The following is a 16,096-nucleotide window of genomic DNA, read 5'->3' on the forward strand; positions in this document are numbered from 1 at the left end:
AGTTTTGTTTCATCATTTTGAGTCAAACAGCATTAAAGCATAAAAAAAGGGGCTATTCAGCCCCTTTACACTTCTATTCTATGCAAAGCATTGCAAAGATTACTCAGCGCCTTCTTCTTTAGGCTGCTCAGCCTTTTTCTCTTGTGCTTCTTTGATACTTAAGCGAACACGGCCTTGGCGATCAACTTCAAGTACTTTAACTTTAACTTCTTGACCAACAGTTAAGTGATCTGAAACGTTATTTACGCGCTCTTCACTGATTTGTGAGATGTGCACTAGGCCATCTTTACCAGGAAGTACGTTTACAAACGCACCGAAGTCCACGATACGGATAACTTTACCAGTGTAAAGCGTACCAACTTCAAGCTCTGCTGTAAGCGCTTCGATACGTGAAATAGCAGCTTGTGCACTATTGCCATTCGTTGCAGCGATCTTGATAGTACCGTCGTCTTCAATTTCAATCGTTGTATCTGTTTCTTCAGTAAGCTGGCGAATTGTTGCACCACCTTTACCGATAACTTCAGCAATCTTCTTCGCAGGGATCTTCATAGTGTAGATACGTGGAGCGAACTCAGATAGCTCTTCAGAAGGTGCAGAAATCGCTTGGTCCATCACACCTAGGATGTGAAGACGCGCTGCTTTCGCTTGGCGAAGCGCGATCTGCATGATTTCTTTGGTGATACCTTCAATCTTGATATCCATTTGTAGTGCAGTTACACCGTTTGCTGTACCCGCTACTTTGAAGTCCATATCACCTAAGTGATCTTCGTCACCAAGAATGTCAGAAAGAACAACGAAATCTTCGCCTTCCTTCACTAGACCCATCGCGATACCTGCAACTGATGCTTTAACTGGAACACCAGCGTTCATTAGCGCAAGTGAAGTACCACATACTGATGCCATTGAAGATGAACCGTTTGATTCAGTGATTTCAGATACTACACGTACTGAATATGGGAATTCAGCCAGTGTTGGCATTACTGCCGCAATACCACGCTTAGCTAGATTACCGTGGCCGATTTCACGACGCTTAGGAGACCCTACAAAACCCGTTTCACCTACACAGAATGGAGGGAAGTTATAGTGAAGCATAAAGTGATGCTTGTGAGTACCAGTTAGGTCATCTAGCATCTGCGCGTCACGCTCAGTACCAAGGGTTGCTGTTACGAGTGCCTGAGTTTCACCACGAGTAAAGATTGCAGAACCGTGAGTACGTGGCAGTACACCCGTCATCACGTCTAGCGCACGAACCATATCTGGTTCACGACCGTCGATACGTTTTTCGCCAGCAATGATACGGCTACGTACAATTTTCTTCTCAAGTGAGCTGAATGTTTTACCTACCACTTGCTCGTCTAGTGACTCGCCTTCAGCAACTTCAGCGCCTAGCTTTTCAATGACTTCTGCTTTTGCTTCAGAAAGTGCTTCTTTACGTGCAACTTTGTCAGTAATACGGTAAGCATCACCTACTTTTTGCTCTGCAATTGCAGCTACTTTTTCAGCTAGTGTTAAATCTTTTTCAGGTGCTGTCCAATCCCATGCAGCTTTACCAGCTTCAGCACGGAATTCTTCGATTGCTTTGATGATAGCTTGTGATTGCTCATGACCGTATACAACAGCGCCAAGCATTTCTTCTTCAGTTAACACTTCAGCTTCTGATTCAACCATTAGTACCGCATTTTCAGTACCAGCAACAACTAGGTCAAGCTTACTTGTCTCTAGCTCTTTTAACGTAGGGTTAAGTACATATTGACCGTCGATGAAACCAACGCGCGCTGCACCTAGCGGGCCATTAAATGGAATACCTGAGATAGCTAGTGCTGCTGAAGTACCAATCAAAGCAACGATATCAGGTTGGATCTCAGGGTTAACAGAAACCACTGTCGCGATAACCTGAACTTCGTTTACAAAGCCGTCTGGGAATAAAGGACGAATTGGACGGTCGATTAGACGAGCAGTTAGTGTTTCACCGTCTGAAGGACGACCTTCACGCTTCAAGAAACCACCAGGGATACGACCCGCAGCGTACATTTTTTCTTGGTAGTTAACCGTTAGTGGGAAAAAGTCTTGGCCAGGAGCCGCTTCTCTTCTTCCTACAACAGTAACAAGTACCGAAGTATCACCAATGCTTGCAAGTACTGCGCCGTCAGCTTGACGTGCGATAGCACCTGTCTCTAGAGTCACCGTGTGTTGACCTAGTTGAAATTCTTTAATAATTGCTTGCACAATATTTTCCTTACTAAATTGTTTTCAACGTCAACGGGGACCAATCACAGTCTTAAATAAACTCACCATAATTTACTTAAGCACTACAATTGGAAATCCGATTGACGCTTGTTTAAAAGTATTTTTAAACGGCTGTAAGTATACTGATAGAACAGCCACAAAAAAAGGGGCTAATTAGCCCCTTTTTTACTGTTGGATAAATTTCCAACAAGAAATCAAAAATATTAGCGACGTAGGCCAAGCTCTTTGATTAGTGCAGCATAACGGTCAACGCTCTTGCCTTTTAGGTAGTCAAGAAGGTTACGACGTTGGCTAACTTTACGTAGAAGACCACGACGTGAGTGGAAATCTTGCTTGTGGTTAGCGAAGTGACCTTGTAGCTTGTTGATGTCTGCAGTTAGAAGTGCAACTTGTACTTCTGGTGAACCTGTATCACCTTCTGCGCGTGCGAACTTTGCTACGATTTCTGCTTTTTCTTGATTGCTTAGTGACATAATAACTCCAAAAAATAAGTGTAGTAATGCTTCAGCCGATCACTAATTCAGCCAAAGCGGAAGCTGGCGGATTATACCAGCATAAACTCCCCTTGCATAGGAAGATTTTATTGTGATTCCGGCTGAGCGGAAGATAGCGCGCGTTTTGCTTTCAATAACCCTTGAGGATTACGCTCGCCAATCCCAACAAACTTGCCATCAGCAACCACTTTAACAATACCGTCTGGTAAATTTTCGACAGCAACGGTTTGCCCATGACCAAAAGCGACGCCTTGCTCAGCGCTAATATCAACAACGCTCAAGTCGACCAAAGCGGTATCCATCGGCAACAATAATTCATCGATATAAGTCGAAGGCGCAACTTCTTCCGCTTTTGCTTTCTCAAGTAACGCTTCTAGCTCGACTAAGGTAATCATTTTGTCGCTAGGATAATGACCAACTTCACTACGGTGTAACATAATAACATGCGCACCACAGCCAAGCTTTTCCCCCAAATCATCAACTATCGTACGAATATAAGTGCCCTTTGACACATGCACCGTCATTTGAATTTGTTGAGTTTGCTCGTCATATTCGTCTAACGTAATACGATAAACATTAATCTTGCGGCATTTTCGCGGTACTTCGATCCCTTCGCGGGCATATTTGTATAGCGGTTGGCCCTGATATTTGAGCGCCGAATACATCGAAGGGTACTGATCAGATTCCCCCAAGAAGCTGGCAATTTCCTGCTCTAGCTGCTCCAGTGTTACATTTACTGGTCGCGTTTCAACAATTTCACCATCAGAATCTGATGTCGTCGTGCGCTCACCCAGCTGCGCTCTCACCACGTAGGTTTTGTCAGTATCAAGCAAAAACTGGGTAAACTTAGTTGCTTCACCAAAGCAAATTGGCAACATACCGGTTGCCAGCGGATCCAAAGCACCTGTGTGGCCTGCTTTTTGAGCGAAATAAATGCCCTTTGCTTGCTGTAGTGCTTTGTTAGAAGAAATACCTTGCGGTTTATTTAATAACAGAATGCCGTCGATCGCACGGCCTTTGGTGCGACGCGCCATTACTCTTCCTCTTGGTCTTTATCTCCAGACTCAGGACCACGCTTTGCGTTGTCTTCTCTGATCACAGAGTCAACCAAGTTAGAAATACGCATACCTTCCATTAAGGAGTTATCAATAACAAATTTAAGCTCAGGCATGATACGCGCACGGATACGCTTGCCAAGAAGCGAGCGAATATAACCGGTTGCTTCATTCAGAATAGCCGCACTTTGCTTAGTTTTGTCTTCATCACTGGTATTCAGCACAGTAATAAATACTTTTGCATAAGAAAGATCGCGTGATACCTCAACAGCTGACACTGTTACCATACCCAATCTTGGATCTTTAATTTCGCGCTGTAGGATCACTGCAATTTCTTTTTGAATTTGCTGTGCTACGCGATCTGTACGAGAAAATTCTCTCATTTTCACCACTTAAAATTTCAAAATCTATGAGATCACAAATGGGGGCTAGTGCCCCCATCTCAAGTATTTTAATAACTTACAATTAAAGCGTACGCTCTACCTGTACAGTTTCAAATACTTCGATTTGGTCACCGACTTTAACGTCGTTGTAGTTCTTAACACCGATACCACATTCCATACCGTTACGAACTTCAGCAACGTCATCTTTAAAGCGACGTAGTGACTCAAGTTCACCTTCGTAGATAACTACGTTATCACGAAGTACACGGATTGGTGCGCTACGTTTAACCACACCTTCAGTTACCATACAACCTGCAACAGCGCCGATCTTAGGTGACTTGAACACGTCACGAACCTCAGCAAGACCAATGATCTCTTGCTTAAATTCTGGTGCAAGCATACCTGTCATTGCTTGTTTCACTTCTTCGATTAGGTCGTAGATAACGCTGTAGTAACGTAAGTCTAGGTTCTCAGTTTCAATCACTTTACGAGCAGAAGCATCCGCACGTACGTTAAAGCCAACGATGATAGCGTTAGAAGCCGCTGCAAGCGTTGCATCCGTTTCTGTGATACCACCAACACCTGAACCGACGATCTTCACTTTCACTTCATCTGTAGACAGTTTAGTCAATGAATCAGCGATTGCTTCGATAGAGCCTTGAACGTCTGCTTTCAGAACGATGTTCACTTCAGATACGTCGCCTTCAGTCATGTTAGAGAACATGTTCTCAAGCTTCGCTTTCTGCTGACGAGCAAGCTTCACTTCGCGGAACTTACCTTGACGGTATAGTGCCACTTCACGAGCTTTACGCTCATCACGAACTACTGTCGCTTCATCACCAGCTGCTGGTACGCCAGAAAGACCTAAGATCTCTACTGGAATTGAAGGACCTGCGGTTTTGATGTCTTTACCGTTTTCGTCTTTCATCGCACGAACACGGCCATATTCAAGACCACAAAGTACGATATCACCTTGATTTAAGGTACCTGATTGAACAAGTACAGAAGCAATCGGACCGCGACCTTTATCAAGACGAGATTCGATTACCACACCAGATGCCATACCTTCTTCAGAAGCTCGTAGCTCTAATAGCTCAGATTGCATTAGGATTGCTTCTAATAGCTCATCAATACCAAGACCTGTCTTCGCTGAGATATGAACAAACTGCGTTTCACCGCCCCAGTCCTCTGGAATTACGTCTAGTTGAGCAAGCTCATTCTTAACGCGGTCAGGGTCAATGCCCTCTTTATCCATTTTGTTCACAGCAACGATAAGTGGTACTTCTGCCGCTTTCGCGTGTTGTACCGCTTCTTTCGTCTGAGGCATTACACCGTCGTCCGCTGCAACAACAAGTACAACGATATCGGTTGCTTTCGCACCACGAGCACGCATTGACGTAAACGCCGCGTGTCCAGGAGTATCTAGGAAAGTGATCATGCCACCTTCAGTCTCAACATGGTATGCACCGATATGCTGAGTAATACCGCCGGCCTCGCCGTCTGCAACTTTCGCTTTACGAATGTAGTCAAGTGTTGACGTTTTACCGTGGTCAACGTGACCCATTACTGTTACTACTGGCGCACGAGGCTCAAGAGAACCATCTTCGCTGCGGTCATTTAGTACTTTTTCTTCTAGCTCGTTTTCTTTCACTAGAATGACTTTGTGACCCATTTCTTCAGCAACTAGCTGTGCAGTTTCTTGATCGATAACTTGGTTAATCGTAACCATGTCACCCATCTTCATCATTGTCTTAACAACTTCAGCGCCTTTAACAGCCATACGAGAAGCAAGTTCTGCAACAGTGATTGTTTCACTGATACGTACTTCTTGTTTCACTTCTGCCGCAGGCTTTTGGAAACCGTGCTGTAACGAAGTTGGCGCTTTTAAGCGACCTTTTTTGCCTTTCAGCTTCTTCGCATTCGCTTCTGCAGCTTCTTCTTTCGCACTTGGCTTTCTCTTCTTCTTACGACGTGCGCTTTTCTCTTCACGTGCATCAGACTCATCTTCCGCTTCACGAGCGTAAGTAGAAGTTGTTAGGTGGTGATCAGCATTTTCTTCACGACGAAGACGCTCTTCTTCTTCCGCCTTCCAACGTGCTTCGTTTTCTTCAGCTAGACGACGAGCTTCTTCCGCTTGACGTTTTGCTTCTTCTTCTGCCTTCTTCAGGGCTGCCGCTTCTGCTTCTTGACGCAGACGCTCAGCTTCTTGACGTTCTTTAATTTGTTGCGCGCTATCCACTTCTTTACTCTGCTTATCTTTGGCTTGACGTTCAGCATCCGCTTGTCGCTTCGCCTCTTCTTTAGCTTTGCGCTCGGCTTCCTCATCGGCCTTGCGTTCCGCTTCTTCGCGCGCATTGCGCTCAGCTTCTACTTTGGCCTGTTGCTCTGCTTGTTGCTGAGCCATTAACTCTGCTTCTTTGCGCGCAGCTTCCTCTGCAGCTAAGCGTTCTTGCTCTTTCTGCTGCTCGATTGCGCTCTTTTTAACGTAAGTGCGCTTCTTACGGACTTCTACAGATACAGACTTCGCTTTACCAGATGAGTTAACACTTAACGTGCTTTTACTCTTACGCTGTAGAGTCATACGCTCAGGGCCGGTTGAACCAGTGCCGCCGTGTTGCTTGCTTAGGTGATCAAGCAACGTCGCCTTTTCGGATTCAGTAACTTGATCGCCCTCGGCTTTGGTGATCCCTGCATCTTTTAACTGTTGTAGTAATTTATCAACAGTTGTACCAATACTCTCGGCTAGTTTGTTAATGCTCACTTCTGCCATACGTGATGTTACCTCCGTTAATAAATTACTCTTCGCTGAACCAGCAAATGTTACGCGCAGCCATGATTAACTCACCAGCTTGCTCTTCTGATAACTCAGAAATTTCAACTAAGTCATCAATACCTTGCTCTGCAAGGTCTTCAAGTGTAACGATACCTTTGCTAGCAAAAACAAAAGCGGTATGACGCTCAAGTCCTTCAAGTGCTAGTAGGTCTTCTGCAGGTTCTGCATTTTCTAGACTTTCTTCATCGCGAAGTGCTTTCGTAGTCAGTGCATCTTTTGCACGGTTACGTAACTCTTCAACGGTTTCTTCGTCTAGACCGTCGATTTCTAAAAATTCAGCTACTGGCACATAAGCCACTTCTTCAAGTGAAGAGAAGCCTTCGTTAATCAGTAGTGTTGCAAAATCATCGTCGATGTCTAGATTTTCAGTGAATAGATTAACCAATTTATCTGATTCTTCCGAGCTCTTACGCTCCATCTCTTCCACTGTCATTACGTTTAGTTCCCAACCAGTAAGTTGGCTAGCTAAACGTACGTTTTGACCATTACGACCAATCGCTTGCGCTAGGTTGTCGGCTTCAACTGCAATTTCCATCGTGCGCGTATCTTCATCCATTACGATTGAAGCTACTTCAGCCGGTGCCATCGCGTTGATCACGAACTGTGCTGGGTTATCATCGTAAAGTACGATGTCAACACGCTCACCGCCAAGCTCTGAAGACACAGCTTGTACACGTGCGCCACGCATACCAACACATGCACCTACAGGGTCAATACGCTTGTCGTTTGATTTTACAGCGATTTTAGCACGAGAACCAGGGTCACGTGCAGCGCCTCTAAGCTCAATCATTTCTTCGCCAATTTCTGGAACCTCAATGCGGAATAGTTCCATCAACATCTCAGGCTTAGAACGCGTAACAAATAGCTGTGCACCACGCGCTTCAGGCTTCACTTCATAAAGTAGGCCACGTACACGGTCACCCGGACGGAAGCTTTCGCGTGGTAGCATGTCTTCACGGTAAATTACCGCTTCAGCATTGTTACCAAGGTCGATAACGATAGCGTCACGCGTTGCTTTTTTAACAACACCTGTCACTAGCTCGCCTTTTTGATCTTTATATGCATCAACAACTAATGCGCGCTCAGCTTCACGTACTTTTTGTACGATTACCTGTTTCGCCATCTGTGTGGTGATACGGTCAAATTTAATTGATTCGATCTGCTCTTCAACGTAATCACCTAATTGAATGTCAGGCTCATCAACTTGCGCCGCTTCAAACGTGATTTCCGCATATGGATTCTCTAGTGAACCGTCTTCTTGTGGTTCAACCGCTTTCCAACGACGAAAAGTATCGTACTCGCCCGTTTTACGGTCGATAGTAACGCGTACTTCGATTTCACCGCCATGCTTCTTTTTTGTTGCTGTCGCTAGTGCGAACTCTAATGCTTCAAAAATCTTTTCTCTTGGGACCGCTTTTTCATTGGAAACAGCTTCTGCCACCAACAATATTTCTTTTGCCATAGGTAATGCCTCGCTTGCCCTTGTCCTTCGCACTCAAAGTTAGAATTTTGCGATGATATTGGCACGCTCAATGTTGCTCAACATCAAGATGAAATCCTGAGCGTCAACTTTTAACGTGATCATATCGCCATTAACTGCTACTAAGTCGCCTTTAAAATTACGGCGACCTTCTTGCGGAAGTTTAGTACGCAAACGTACTTCCTCTCCCACTGCTGCTTCATAGTGAGCTTGTTTGAATAATGGTCTGTCAACACCAGGAGAAGATACTTCCAAACTATATTCGTTCGTAATCGGGTCTTCGACATCTAAAATTGCACTAACTTGACGACTCACTTCCGCACAGTCATCTACATTAATGCCGTTTTCATGATCGATATATACACGAAGTGTAGAATGACGACCAGCTTGCACAAACTCAAGACCGAGTAATTCAAAGCCACACGCAGCAACTGCAGGCTCCAACATTTCAGTCAAATCTTGCTCGAGTTTTGACACAGAACTCCTCCATACAAACAAAAAAAGGGCCTAAAGCCCCAAATCATAGCTGCTTGATCTTGGGCTCAGAATACACCTTGCGCCAGATACAACAACGCCCCGAACCAAGCGGGGCGTCACACGAATAACAAACTGTGTGGCCAAAGGCCGTGCTTGGTTTGCGAGCTATCTCAGCCAAATTAATCATCAACTTAAACAAAAAAGCCGATGCTTAAACGCAAAACGCGCATTACAAGGAATGCGCGAAATCAAAGAACTCAATCTTTAACTTGGTTGCGGGAGCCGGATTTGAACCGACGACCTTCGGGTTATGAGCCCGACGAGCTACCAGGCTGCTCCATCCCGCGCCAACACATAAAATTGTTTTACTTCTACTTTTCAAAGAAGTGGTAATCGGATTTAAACCGACGACCTTCGGCACTTCACAAAATCAAGCGCCCGACCATCTATCGAGCAACTCCATTCTACACCGAAACATAAAATTGTTTTACTTCTACTTTTCAAAGAAGTGACATCTTAAAAATGTCGTTTGAATGAGCGATGTATTGCCCATGCTTAAAGTCAATTGTACTGAAAAACGAAAGTTTCAGTCCGATTGCCTAAATATGCTGCGTATTATAAAGACAGTATGCCTAGATAGCAACCTTGATTTAGAACTATCTTCTGACGTTTCAGCTCGTTGCTGAGATGTAATCAGGTATTTTACTTTTCACATACAATACCCTGACGCCCAACTCATCGGTCCAGCTTCGTCCCCCTTCATTTTTTGTAACAAAAAAGAAATATTTGATCCATAATTGGGGACAATAAAATCACGAAAGAAAGGAAAACCAAATGAGAACGGTTATAAAATCAAGCAAATTGACAGCGCTGTCTATATTTAGCTTCGAAGCGTTTGCAGCGCAATGTGAGTCGGCAGGACCGCAAACACCGAGAGATATTGATAGTTTGCAGGGTCACAACAAACGGGTTTTTGCTATGGCGCCGCCAAAAGAAAAACTCAATCTATGTAACATCCATTTTCATAAAAATGCAGAACATAAAGCCAAAGACTTCTCTGTCGTTTCCAATGACCCGAAGTATGGTGGATTCCGATGTAATGCAACTGCAAGCCTCACCCCTGCGGAGCTTGCTCCTGTAGACGATAAAGTATGTAACAACGTAAAGCCCGGCGATACCATTGAAGTACACTGGGTTCATAGCTCTTGTGATGTAAAACCTGGCCCGACACTTGGCGCTTGCTTAAATGATAGCTGTGCCAACCCCGATCTACGCGTCGAAACTCAGGTGTTTTTAGTGGTTAATGATGAAAATGCGCAAGACTTCACTGAGCTTGATTATCAAGGTCAAGTTGGCGGCTACCATCAAGCAGGTGCGCTACCAAGTAATACCGGCACACCAGTGGAGTTTTTAGGTTCAACCACAGGGCCTAGCTATAACAACCAACAGTGCTCACCTTTACAGGTAAGCTGGAGTGTACGCCCAAGCTGTGCCAAAGTTGATATAAATAGTCTCGCGCGTTGGTGTAAAGATAATGCTTTTGAAGAAGACCATGCGCATGGCATTCGTAAACTCGTGACAGATCCACAGTTACTTTCTCCAATTACGCACTAAGTATCGTCTAAATAAACGTAGGCCAATGTTCCATGCAGGCCTACTACGCTTTATTTTGTACATTGAGACATCAATTATTGCAATGTAAGAAAAATCTCACAAAAAAATATTAAAAAGTCTCGCATTTAAAAAAAACAGCTATACTCAGACTTAGGCTATTTGTTTTTGAGCAAAGGATCCGCTCTTCATCAATTTGAAGAGGCGTCTATGAGCATTACTCCCTATCAATATCAACTTTTAACTCAAACGCTTGCGAGTATTCGTCCGAATTTCCATGGCTTTTGCACTTCTTGGTACAACCAAATTCAACATTACGATTTGCGCATGCAAATTCCAACAAATGTGGGACAACTCATAATCTGGGAGCATCAAATATTTGATTTTGTGCAAAATTGTGTGATGCGTACCCCACAGCAATCAAACTTATTACATTATCTGCAAAAACAACGCGGTACGCTGTTATTTATGGGAACGTCAGAAAAAGATATCAGTGTCTTGTTGTTTACCTTTACAGCAACGCTAAAAAGTCATCTTGGCAGGCATTTTACCACAGCAGCAAAAAACGCTTGGAACAAAGCACTGTTACTCATCGAAAACATGCTGCGCTTTGAATTATTCAAGAAAACGAATATCGTTGGTCTACAGGAGTTCAAAAGAGCGCAGCAACAAGCAAACTAACCTGAGCTGCTAAACGAAGTGACAACGGCGGCCACTAAACATCACTCTAAAATCAAAGTCATGCAGAGCATACAAAACCAAACTCTGCGTGACTTCTGGCTCTTAGCTATTTAGACTTTCACAAAATCTTTATATAGGAAGTGATAAAATGCTAAGAGCGATTGCCTTTGCGTCTACTATGGTCGTTTCACTTACCGCATGCGATATGCTGGAAGACTCTAAAGCCCAAATCGAGGCACAATATTTATCTGAACATCAAGAGCTACAGCAAGTGGTTGAGCAGATCCGTGATAAAGGGATAGAGTCAGTGCAAGCATCAGCAGAAGCAGGTAGTGTTGCAGCTTGCGTTGCAAATAATCTAGATGCCGATCCGATGGGCGCGCTTATTGCGGTTGAAGGCGCATTGCAAGACAGTGCAAATTTAAGCGACCTACTCAACTCTATTTCTCGCCTAAGCCAACAGGAAATTTCCATCGAACAGTTTCCTGATTTGCTTCAGCAAGGTGCTGATACAGTTAGATATTTAAGAACTTTGCTCGAGCAGTATGATTTGGCGGAGCTAAAACAGCAAGCAAGCAACTTACTTGAGCGAGGCCAAACCAAAACACAAGACGTTGGTGCTCACCTGCGTACACTTATAGAATCTTGCCAAACTAACTGAGCAATTTAGCTAATTGTTACGTATAGAGTCTTATTCATTCATGACTGTTAAGAATACACATGAAAGTAGGACTCTATTTATTTGAAAACGACTGCCGCCTTAGTGATAATCCCGCACTTACGACGCTGGCGTCTCAAGTCGACACACTTATCTGCATTTATCTACCCACTGTAAACCTCTGGACGGCTCGCAAAGCGCAGTGCTCACCTTCTTTTACTGTCGAATGTTATCGCAATCAGACGCTCAATGCCTTACATCAATCACTAGCGTCACAACAACAGAAGCTGTATCTGTTGCGTGACACAGCTCAGCTCAAAGCACTGACTGAGATTATTCATACACAACAGGTAACTCATATTGGTCGCGCTGTTCATCCAGGATTCGATGAACAAAAGCTTTGGTTAAAACTACAAGACAATTTCCCACATATTCAATACATTAGTGCTTATTCAAACACCCTTTTTGAACCAGACTCACTACCAATCAGCGTCAGTGAACTACCACCGAGCTTTACGCCATTTCGCAAAACTGTAGAGGAAATTGAACCTAAATTACCTATTGCAACCCCACAGCTTCCACCAAGACCGAATCGGGTATCAGATTTAGCTGAATTTAAAGCAAACTCTTCATACAGTATCAAAGTAGCCGCCGGTGAAGCGCAAGCTCAGCAGCAACTACAACAATACTTCCAAACGGATGCGGCTCTTACATACAAAGAAACCCGAAACGCCTTGTTCGGTGAGCATTTTTCCACTCGGTTTAGTCCAATACTTGCCTATGGCGCTATCAGTCCTAGACAGATCAAGCAAGCACTTACTCAATTTGAGCAGCAAAGAGGCGCAAATGAATCAACCTATTGGATTTGGTTTGAACTGTTGTGGCGTGAGTACTTTCATTGGTATGCACTTAAACATCAACACACGCTATTTAGCTTTTCAGGCGTCAAAGCCAAAACACCAAAAACCAGTTTCTATCCAGAGCGCTTTTTAAAGTGGTGCCAAGGCCGAACGCCCAATGCACTGGTCAATGCCATTATGCACGAATTGACTAAAACCGGTTGGATTTCCAACAGGGCAAGACAAATAGCTGCGAGCTACTTTGTGAATGAGCTTCAGCTAGATTGGCGCTATGGCGCCGCTTTTTTTGAGCAACATCTTATCGATTACGACGTCGCGGCAAATTGGGGAAATTGGCAGTATATAGCGGGTGTTGGAGCTGATCCTCGTGGCGGTCGCCATTTCAATATCACAAAGCAACAAGCACTATTTGACCCAGATGGTGAATATATAAAATTATGGCAAGGAGAAGCCACTCCACAACTTGACAGCCAAGATCATGTTGGTTGGCCTTTGGAGGATAACTAATGGCACAACAAAAACCTCAATATAAAGGCCTCAGATTAATTCTTGGCGACCAACTCAATGCCAAACATAGTTGGTTTGCTGACGATAAAGCAGAGTATCTTTATCTGATAGCAGAACTCAAACAAGAGGCCGACTACACCAAACATCACATTCAAAAAGTGTGTGCTTTCTTCAAAGCCATGGCGAATTTTGCCGTCGCGCTGGATAAAGCTGGATTCCATGTGCTACATCTCACCCTCGATGAGACTCAGGACTATTCGGATCTCCCCGCTTTAATTGCGTATTTATGTGATAAATATCAGGTGTCGAGCTTTGACTATCAAAGACCGGATGAATATCGCTTACTGAAACAAATGATGGAATTAACACTCGACCAGTTACAGGTTCGTTGCTATGACACTGAGCATTTTTTAGTCCCCTATGAAGAGCTGGATGACTACTTAACGCCAGGAAAACACACTACAATGGAGTTTTTCTATCGCAAACTCAGGCGCCGCTTTAATGTATTAATGGACGACGGTGAGCCGCTTGGCAAGCAATGGAATTACGATAGTCAAAACCGTAACAAACTCAAGCAAAAAGACATCGACGCTATCCCACAACCGCTTTGTTTTGCCAACGATGTTAGTGACATTTTAAAGCGGATTGAACGGCATAACGTAAAGACCATTGGCAACAGCGAAGGATCATTGCTGTGGCCAGTTAACCGTGCGCAAGCTCAAGATCTTTTGGCTTTTTTCTGTGAACACCTATTGCCTTCATTCGGGCAATATCAAGATGCAATGACCTGTAAAAGTGATGATAAATGGACGCTGTATCACTCACGGCTCTCTTTTGCGCTCAATGCAAAAATGCTTCACCCTAAACACATTATCGACAGTGCTATCGCAGCATACCAAGACAACTCACAAATTGATATTGCGCAGATTGAGGGGTTTGTTAGGCAGATATTGGGCTGGCGAGAGTATATCCGAGCTGTTTACTGGCTCAATATGCCTGACTACCGCCATAAAAATTACTTGCTTGCTCAGCGTAATCTACCAAGCTATTTTTGGCATGGAAAAACGAAGATGCGTTGCCTCAGTGAAGCCATCACCCAAAGCCTAGATTACGCCTACGCCCACCATATTCAACGATTAATGGTCACGGGAAACTTTTGCCTGTTGACCGGAGTTCACCCAGATCAAGTGGATGAATGGTATTTAGGTATATACATCGACGCCATTGAATGGGTAGAAATGCCAAACACCAGAGGCATGACACAATTTGCTGATCACGGCATAGTAGCAACCAAACCCTACGCCGCAAGCGGTAACTACATGCAAAAAATGAGTGATTATTGTCAACATTGTCACTACGACGTCAAGCAAAAATCGAGTGATGATGCCTGCCCACTAAACAGCCTCTATTGGCATTTTATGCACCGCCATGAGGATAAGTTTGCCAATAACCACCGGATTGGCATGATCTATCGAAATTGGCAAAAACAAGATGAGAAAACACGGCAGGAAGTGCTCAAAAGGGCACAATGGTGCTTAGATAACATTGAGCAACTTTAGGCTACGCTCGGACGTAGCCTAAACATTAAAAGAGGCGCCAACGCCTTTTTTTGGTTTTTACTTTGTGAACCCAGTTCACTTCAATAGTGGTCACTGCTAGCACATCTCGAGACTGCTTTGAGATAAGCTCATAGCTCAAACTCTCATCAGAGCTAAAGTCTAACTCATATTTAAAAGTATCCGCTTTGGCCCAACACTGGAGGATCTTTTTCGACAAACTCTCTCGAATGCAATAGTCACCTTCAGTTGGTGCATTTACCGTTACTTTGACGTCCGCATAGCAAGTCCTCCCCTGGTTCAGGGCAACACACTTGCTCGGTACAGCATGAAGTATTCCCACTGAGTTAGTTTCTTCGGCGTGGAGCTGGTGGCTCAACATGATCCCAAGAAACAACACTATCCATGTGATTAATTTAGAATACATATTTCACCCCAGTAAAGAATACTCTGGCGTGGCGAGAGCGAACTAAGGGGCTATCTAACGTATCTTGAGAACCAACTAACCATGATGCGCCTGCGCTAAACACCCAATCTTCTGCAATTGGATAATTTAGTTGCATTTGTACGAACGCCGAGGCCGAAGCACCGGGTTTATAGGGAGTCAAATAGTCATTGACCTCATCCTCTGAAACACCATAGAAGTAATTATGAAAATTACTAGAATAATAATTAGCGCCAAAGTTAAGCCATAAATCCCAGTTCCTCAATTCAAAGTTACGTGTCGCTTCGAGGTGAAAAACCCAACCATTTGTGTCACCAAAAACATCGTAGACTATTTCAGCAACGGCAAGAAATTCACCGACATGGCGATAATAGGAAAAGCCTAAAGAATTATCTTGATCGCGTTTACGAATGCCTCTTAGCTCAGGTACCACATCGTCGGTATCGTAGTAACCACGTTCAGAAAAAGGCAACATATAACTGCCATAAATGGCATCAATTCCCCATTCACCATTGTTGATAATTTGGTAACCAATATCCGAGCCACCAAAAAAATCTCCTGAGTGGGTATTCAAGTAAAAACTTTTATATTCTATTTTTGCATCGACTAGAAAAGTACCATGTTTGAATGTCGAGTCCGTGCCAATCAAAGCTGGCATTGTCATATCAACGTAAAAGGCACCAACACTCAGCTGCCAAGCAAACTCGTCATCAAGCTCGTCACTTTGTTCTTCGCAAATTCCATAAAACGGTAACAATAAACTGATTATTATAAGTAGTTTTTTCATAGTTCCATTCGTTTAGCGCAGG

General features: G+C 43.9%; 14 protein-coding genes and 1 tRNA gene. 5 read left to right on the forward strand and 10 right to left on the reverse strand.

Annotation, left to right across the window (positions count from 1 at the left end):
- Window positions 1–99 precede the first annotated feature (99 nt).
- From pnp to NH462_RS11015, 8 genes are all read right to left on the reverse strand, one after another.
- Window positions 100–2,226 (reverse strand): polyribonucleotide nucleotidyltransferase, encoded by a 2,127-nt coding sequence (gene pnp / locus NH462_RS10980; RefSeq protein WP_010370826.1) that lies wholly within the window; start codon window positions 2,224–2,226, stop codon window positions 100–102.
- Between the two features lie 224 nt (window positions 2,227–2,450).
- Window positions 2,451–2,720, reverse strand: coding sequence for a 30S ribosomal protein S15 (rpsO, locus tag NH462_RS10985; RefSeq protein WP_010370825.1), 270 nt, complete (start codon window positions 2,718–2,720; stop codon window positions 2,451–2,453).
- Between the two features lie 107 nt (window positions 2,721–2,827).
- The gene (truB, locus tag NH462_RS10990) at window positions 2,828–3,775 is read right to left on the reverse strand and encodes a tRNA pseudouridine(55) synthase TruB (RefSeq protein ID WP_253105704.1); all 948 of its coding nucleotides are present in this window, start codon (window positions 3,773–3,775) and stop codon (window positions 2,828–2,830) included.
- Complete coding sequence (gene rbfA, locus NH462_RS10995; protein ID WP_010370823.1) at window positions 3,775–4,179, reverse strand: 30S ribosome-binding factor RbfA; 405 nt, start codon at window positions 4,177–4,179, stop codon at window positions 3,775–3,777. Before rbfA ends, truB begins: the two co-directional genes overlap by 1 nt.
- A gap of 82 nt (window positions 4,180–4,261) precedes the next feature.
- The gene (infB, locus tag NH462_RS11000) at window positions 4,262–6,949 is read right to left on the reverse strand and encodes a translation initiation factor IF-2 (RefSeq protein ID WP_253105705.1); all 2,688 of its coding nucleotides are present in this window, start codon (window positions 6,947–6,949) and stop codon (window positions 4,262–4,264) included.
- Between the two features lie 25 nt (window positions 6,950–6,974).
- Entirely contained in the window at window positions 6,975–8,474 is a 1,500-nt protein-coding gene (gene nusA, locus NH462_RS11005) for a transcription termination factor NusA (RefSeq protein ID WP_010370820.1), read from the reverse strand.
- Window positions 8,475–8,513: 39 nt separating this feature from the next.
- Window positions 8,514–8,969 (reverse strand): ribosome maturation factor RimP, encoded by a 456-nt coding sequence (gene rimP / locus NH462_RS11010; RefSeq protein ID WP_010370818.1) that lies wholly within the window; start codon window positions 8,967–8,969, stop codon window positions 8,514–8,516.
- A gap of 270 nt (window positions 8,970–9,239) precedes the next feature.
- Window positions 9,240–9,316 (reverse strand) — tRNA-Met (locus tag NH462_RS11015).
- A 487-nt stretch (window positions 9,317–9,803) separates the two neighbouring features.
- Between NH462_RS11015 and NH462_RS11020 the strand changes: the two genes are divergently transcribed.
- The 5 genes from NH462_RS11020 (at window position 9,804) to NH462_RS11040 (ending at window position 14,845) form a co-directional block, all read left to right on the forward strand.
- On the forward strand, window positions 9,804–10,583 hold the full coding sequence (locus NH462_RS11020; RefSeq protein WP_253105706.1) for a delta-class carbonic anhydrase: 780 nt from the start codon (window positions 9,804–9,806) through the stop codon (window positions 10,581–10,583).
- Between the two features lie 207 nt (window positions 10,584–10,790).
- Window positions 10,791–11,261 (forward strand): hypothetical protein, encoded by a 471-nt coding sequence (locus NH462_RS11025; protein ID WP_253105707.1) that lies wholly within the window; start codon window positions 10,791–10,793, stop codon window positions 11,259–11,261.
- Between the two features lie 148 nt (window positions 11,262–11,409).
- Window positions 11,410–11,922: a hypothetical protein gene (locus tag NH462_RS11030; protein ID WP_010370811.1), complete on the forward strand. Its 513-nt coding sequence runs from the start codon at window positions 11,410–11,412 to the stop codon at window positions 11,920–11,922.
- 59 nt (window positions 11,923–11,981) lie between these two features.
- Window positions 11,982–13,286: a DASH family cryptochrome gene (locus NH462_RS11035; RefSeq protein WP_010370807.1), complete on the forward strand. Its 1,305-nt coding sequence runs from the start codon at window positions 11,982–11,984 to the stop codon at window positions 13,284–13,286.
- Window positions 13,286–14,845, forward strand: coding sequence for a cryptochrome/photolyase family protein (locus tag NH462_RS11040; RefSeq protein ID WP_253105708.1), 1,560 nt, complete (start codon window positions 13,286–13,288; stop codon window positions 14,843–14,845). The genes NH462_RS11035 and NH462_RS11040 overlap by 1 nt, the downstream gene beginning before the upstream one ends.
- A gap of 25 nt (window positions 14,846–14,870) precedes the next feature.
- On the opposite strand, the gene NH462_RS11045 is transcribed toward NH462_RS11040, so the two are convergent.
- Together NH462_RS11045 and NH462_RS11050 are read right to left on the reverse strand one after the other, a co-directional pair.
- Window positions 14,871–15,269, reverse strand: coding sequence for a DUF3019 domain-containing protein (locus NH462_RS11045; protein WP_010370801.1), 399 nt, complete (start codon window positions 15,267–15,269; stop codon window positions 14,871–14,873).
- Window positions 15,259–16,074, reverse strand: coding sequence for a MipA/OmpV family protein (locus tag NH462_RS11050; protein WP_045961893.1), 816 nt, complete (start codon window positions 16,072–16,074; stop codon window positions 15,259–15,261). The genes NH462_RS11045 and NH462_RS11050 overlap by 11 nt, the downstream gene beginning before the upstream one ends.
- Window positions 16,075–16,096 lie beyond the last annotated feature (22 nt).

The sequence above is a fragment of the Pseudoalteromonas sp. OANN1 genome, assembly GCF_024124685.1.
In the GTDB taxonomy this organism is placed as follows: Bacteria; Pseudomonadota; Gammaproteobacteria; order Enterobacterales; family Alteromonadaceae; genus Pseudoalteromonas; species Pseudoalteromonas piscicida.

What these genes read in the sequence shown, in the direction of transcription:
- rpsO (WP_010370825.1), bottom strand. Translation starts at nt 2,720, where the DNA reads ATGTCACTAAGCAATCAAGAAAAAGCAGAAATCGTAGCAAAGTTCGCA.
- truB (WP_253105704.1), bottom strand. Translation starts at nt 3,775, where the DNA reads ATGGCGCGTCGCACCAAAGGCCGTGCGATCGACGGCATTCTGTTATTA.
- NH462_RS11050 (WP_045961893.1), bottom strand. Translation starts at nt 16,074, where the DNA reads ATGAAAAAACTACTTATAATAATCAGTTTATTGTTACCGTTTTATGGA.
- rbfA (WP_010370823.1), bottom strand. Translation starts at nt 4,179, where the DNA reads ATGAGAGAATTTTCTCGTACAGATCGCGTAGCACAGCAAATTCAAAAA.
- NH462_RS11020 (WP_253105706.1), top strand. Translation starts at nt 9,804, where the DNA reads ATGAGAACGGTTATAAAATCAAGCAAATTGACAGCGCTGTCTATATTT.
- NH462_RS11045 (WP_010370801.1), bottom strand. Translation starts at nt 15,269, where the DNA reads ATGTATTCTAAATTAATCACATGGATAGTGTTGTTTCTTGGGATCATG.
- NH462_RS11040 (WP_253105708.1), top strand. Translation starts at nt 13,286, where the DNA reads ATGGCACAACAAAAACCTCAATATAAAGGCCTCAGATTAATTCTTGGC.
- infB (WP_253105705.1), bottom strand. Translation starts at nt 6,949, where the DNA reads ATGGCAGAAGTGAGCATTAACAAACTAGCCGAGAGTATTGGTACAACT.
- NH462_RS11030 (WP_010370811.1), top strand. Translation starts at nt 11,410, where the DNA reads ATGCTAAGAGCGATTGCCTTTGCGTCTACTATGGTCGTTTCACTTACC.
- NH462_RS11025 (WP_253105707.1), top strand. Translation starts at nt 10,791, where the DNA reads ATGAGCATTACTCCCTATCAATATCAACTTTTAACTCAAACGCTTGCG.
- nusA (WP_010370820.1), bottom strand. Translation starts at nt 8,474, where the DNA reads ATGGCAAAAGAAATATTGTTGGTGGCAGAAGCTGTTTCCAATGAAAAA.
- NH462_RS11035 (WP_010370807.1), top strand. Translation starts at nt 11,982, where the DNA reads ATGAAAGTAGGACTCTATTTATTTGAAAACGACTGCCGCCTTAGTGAT.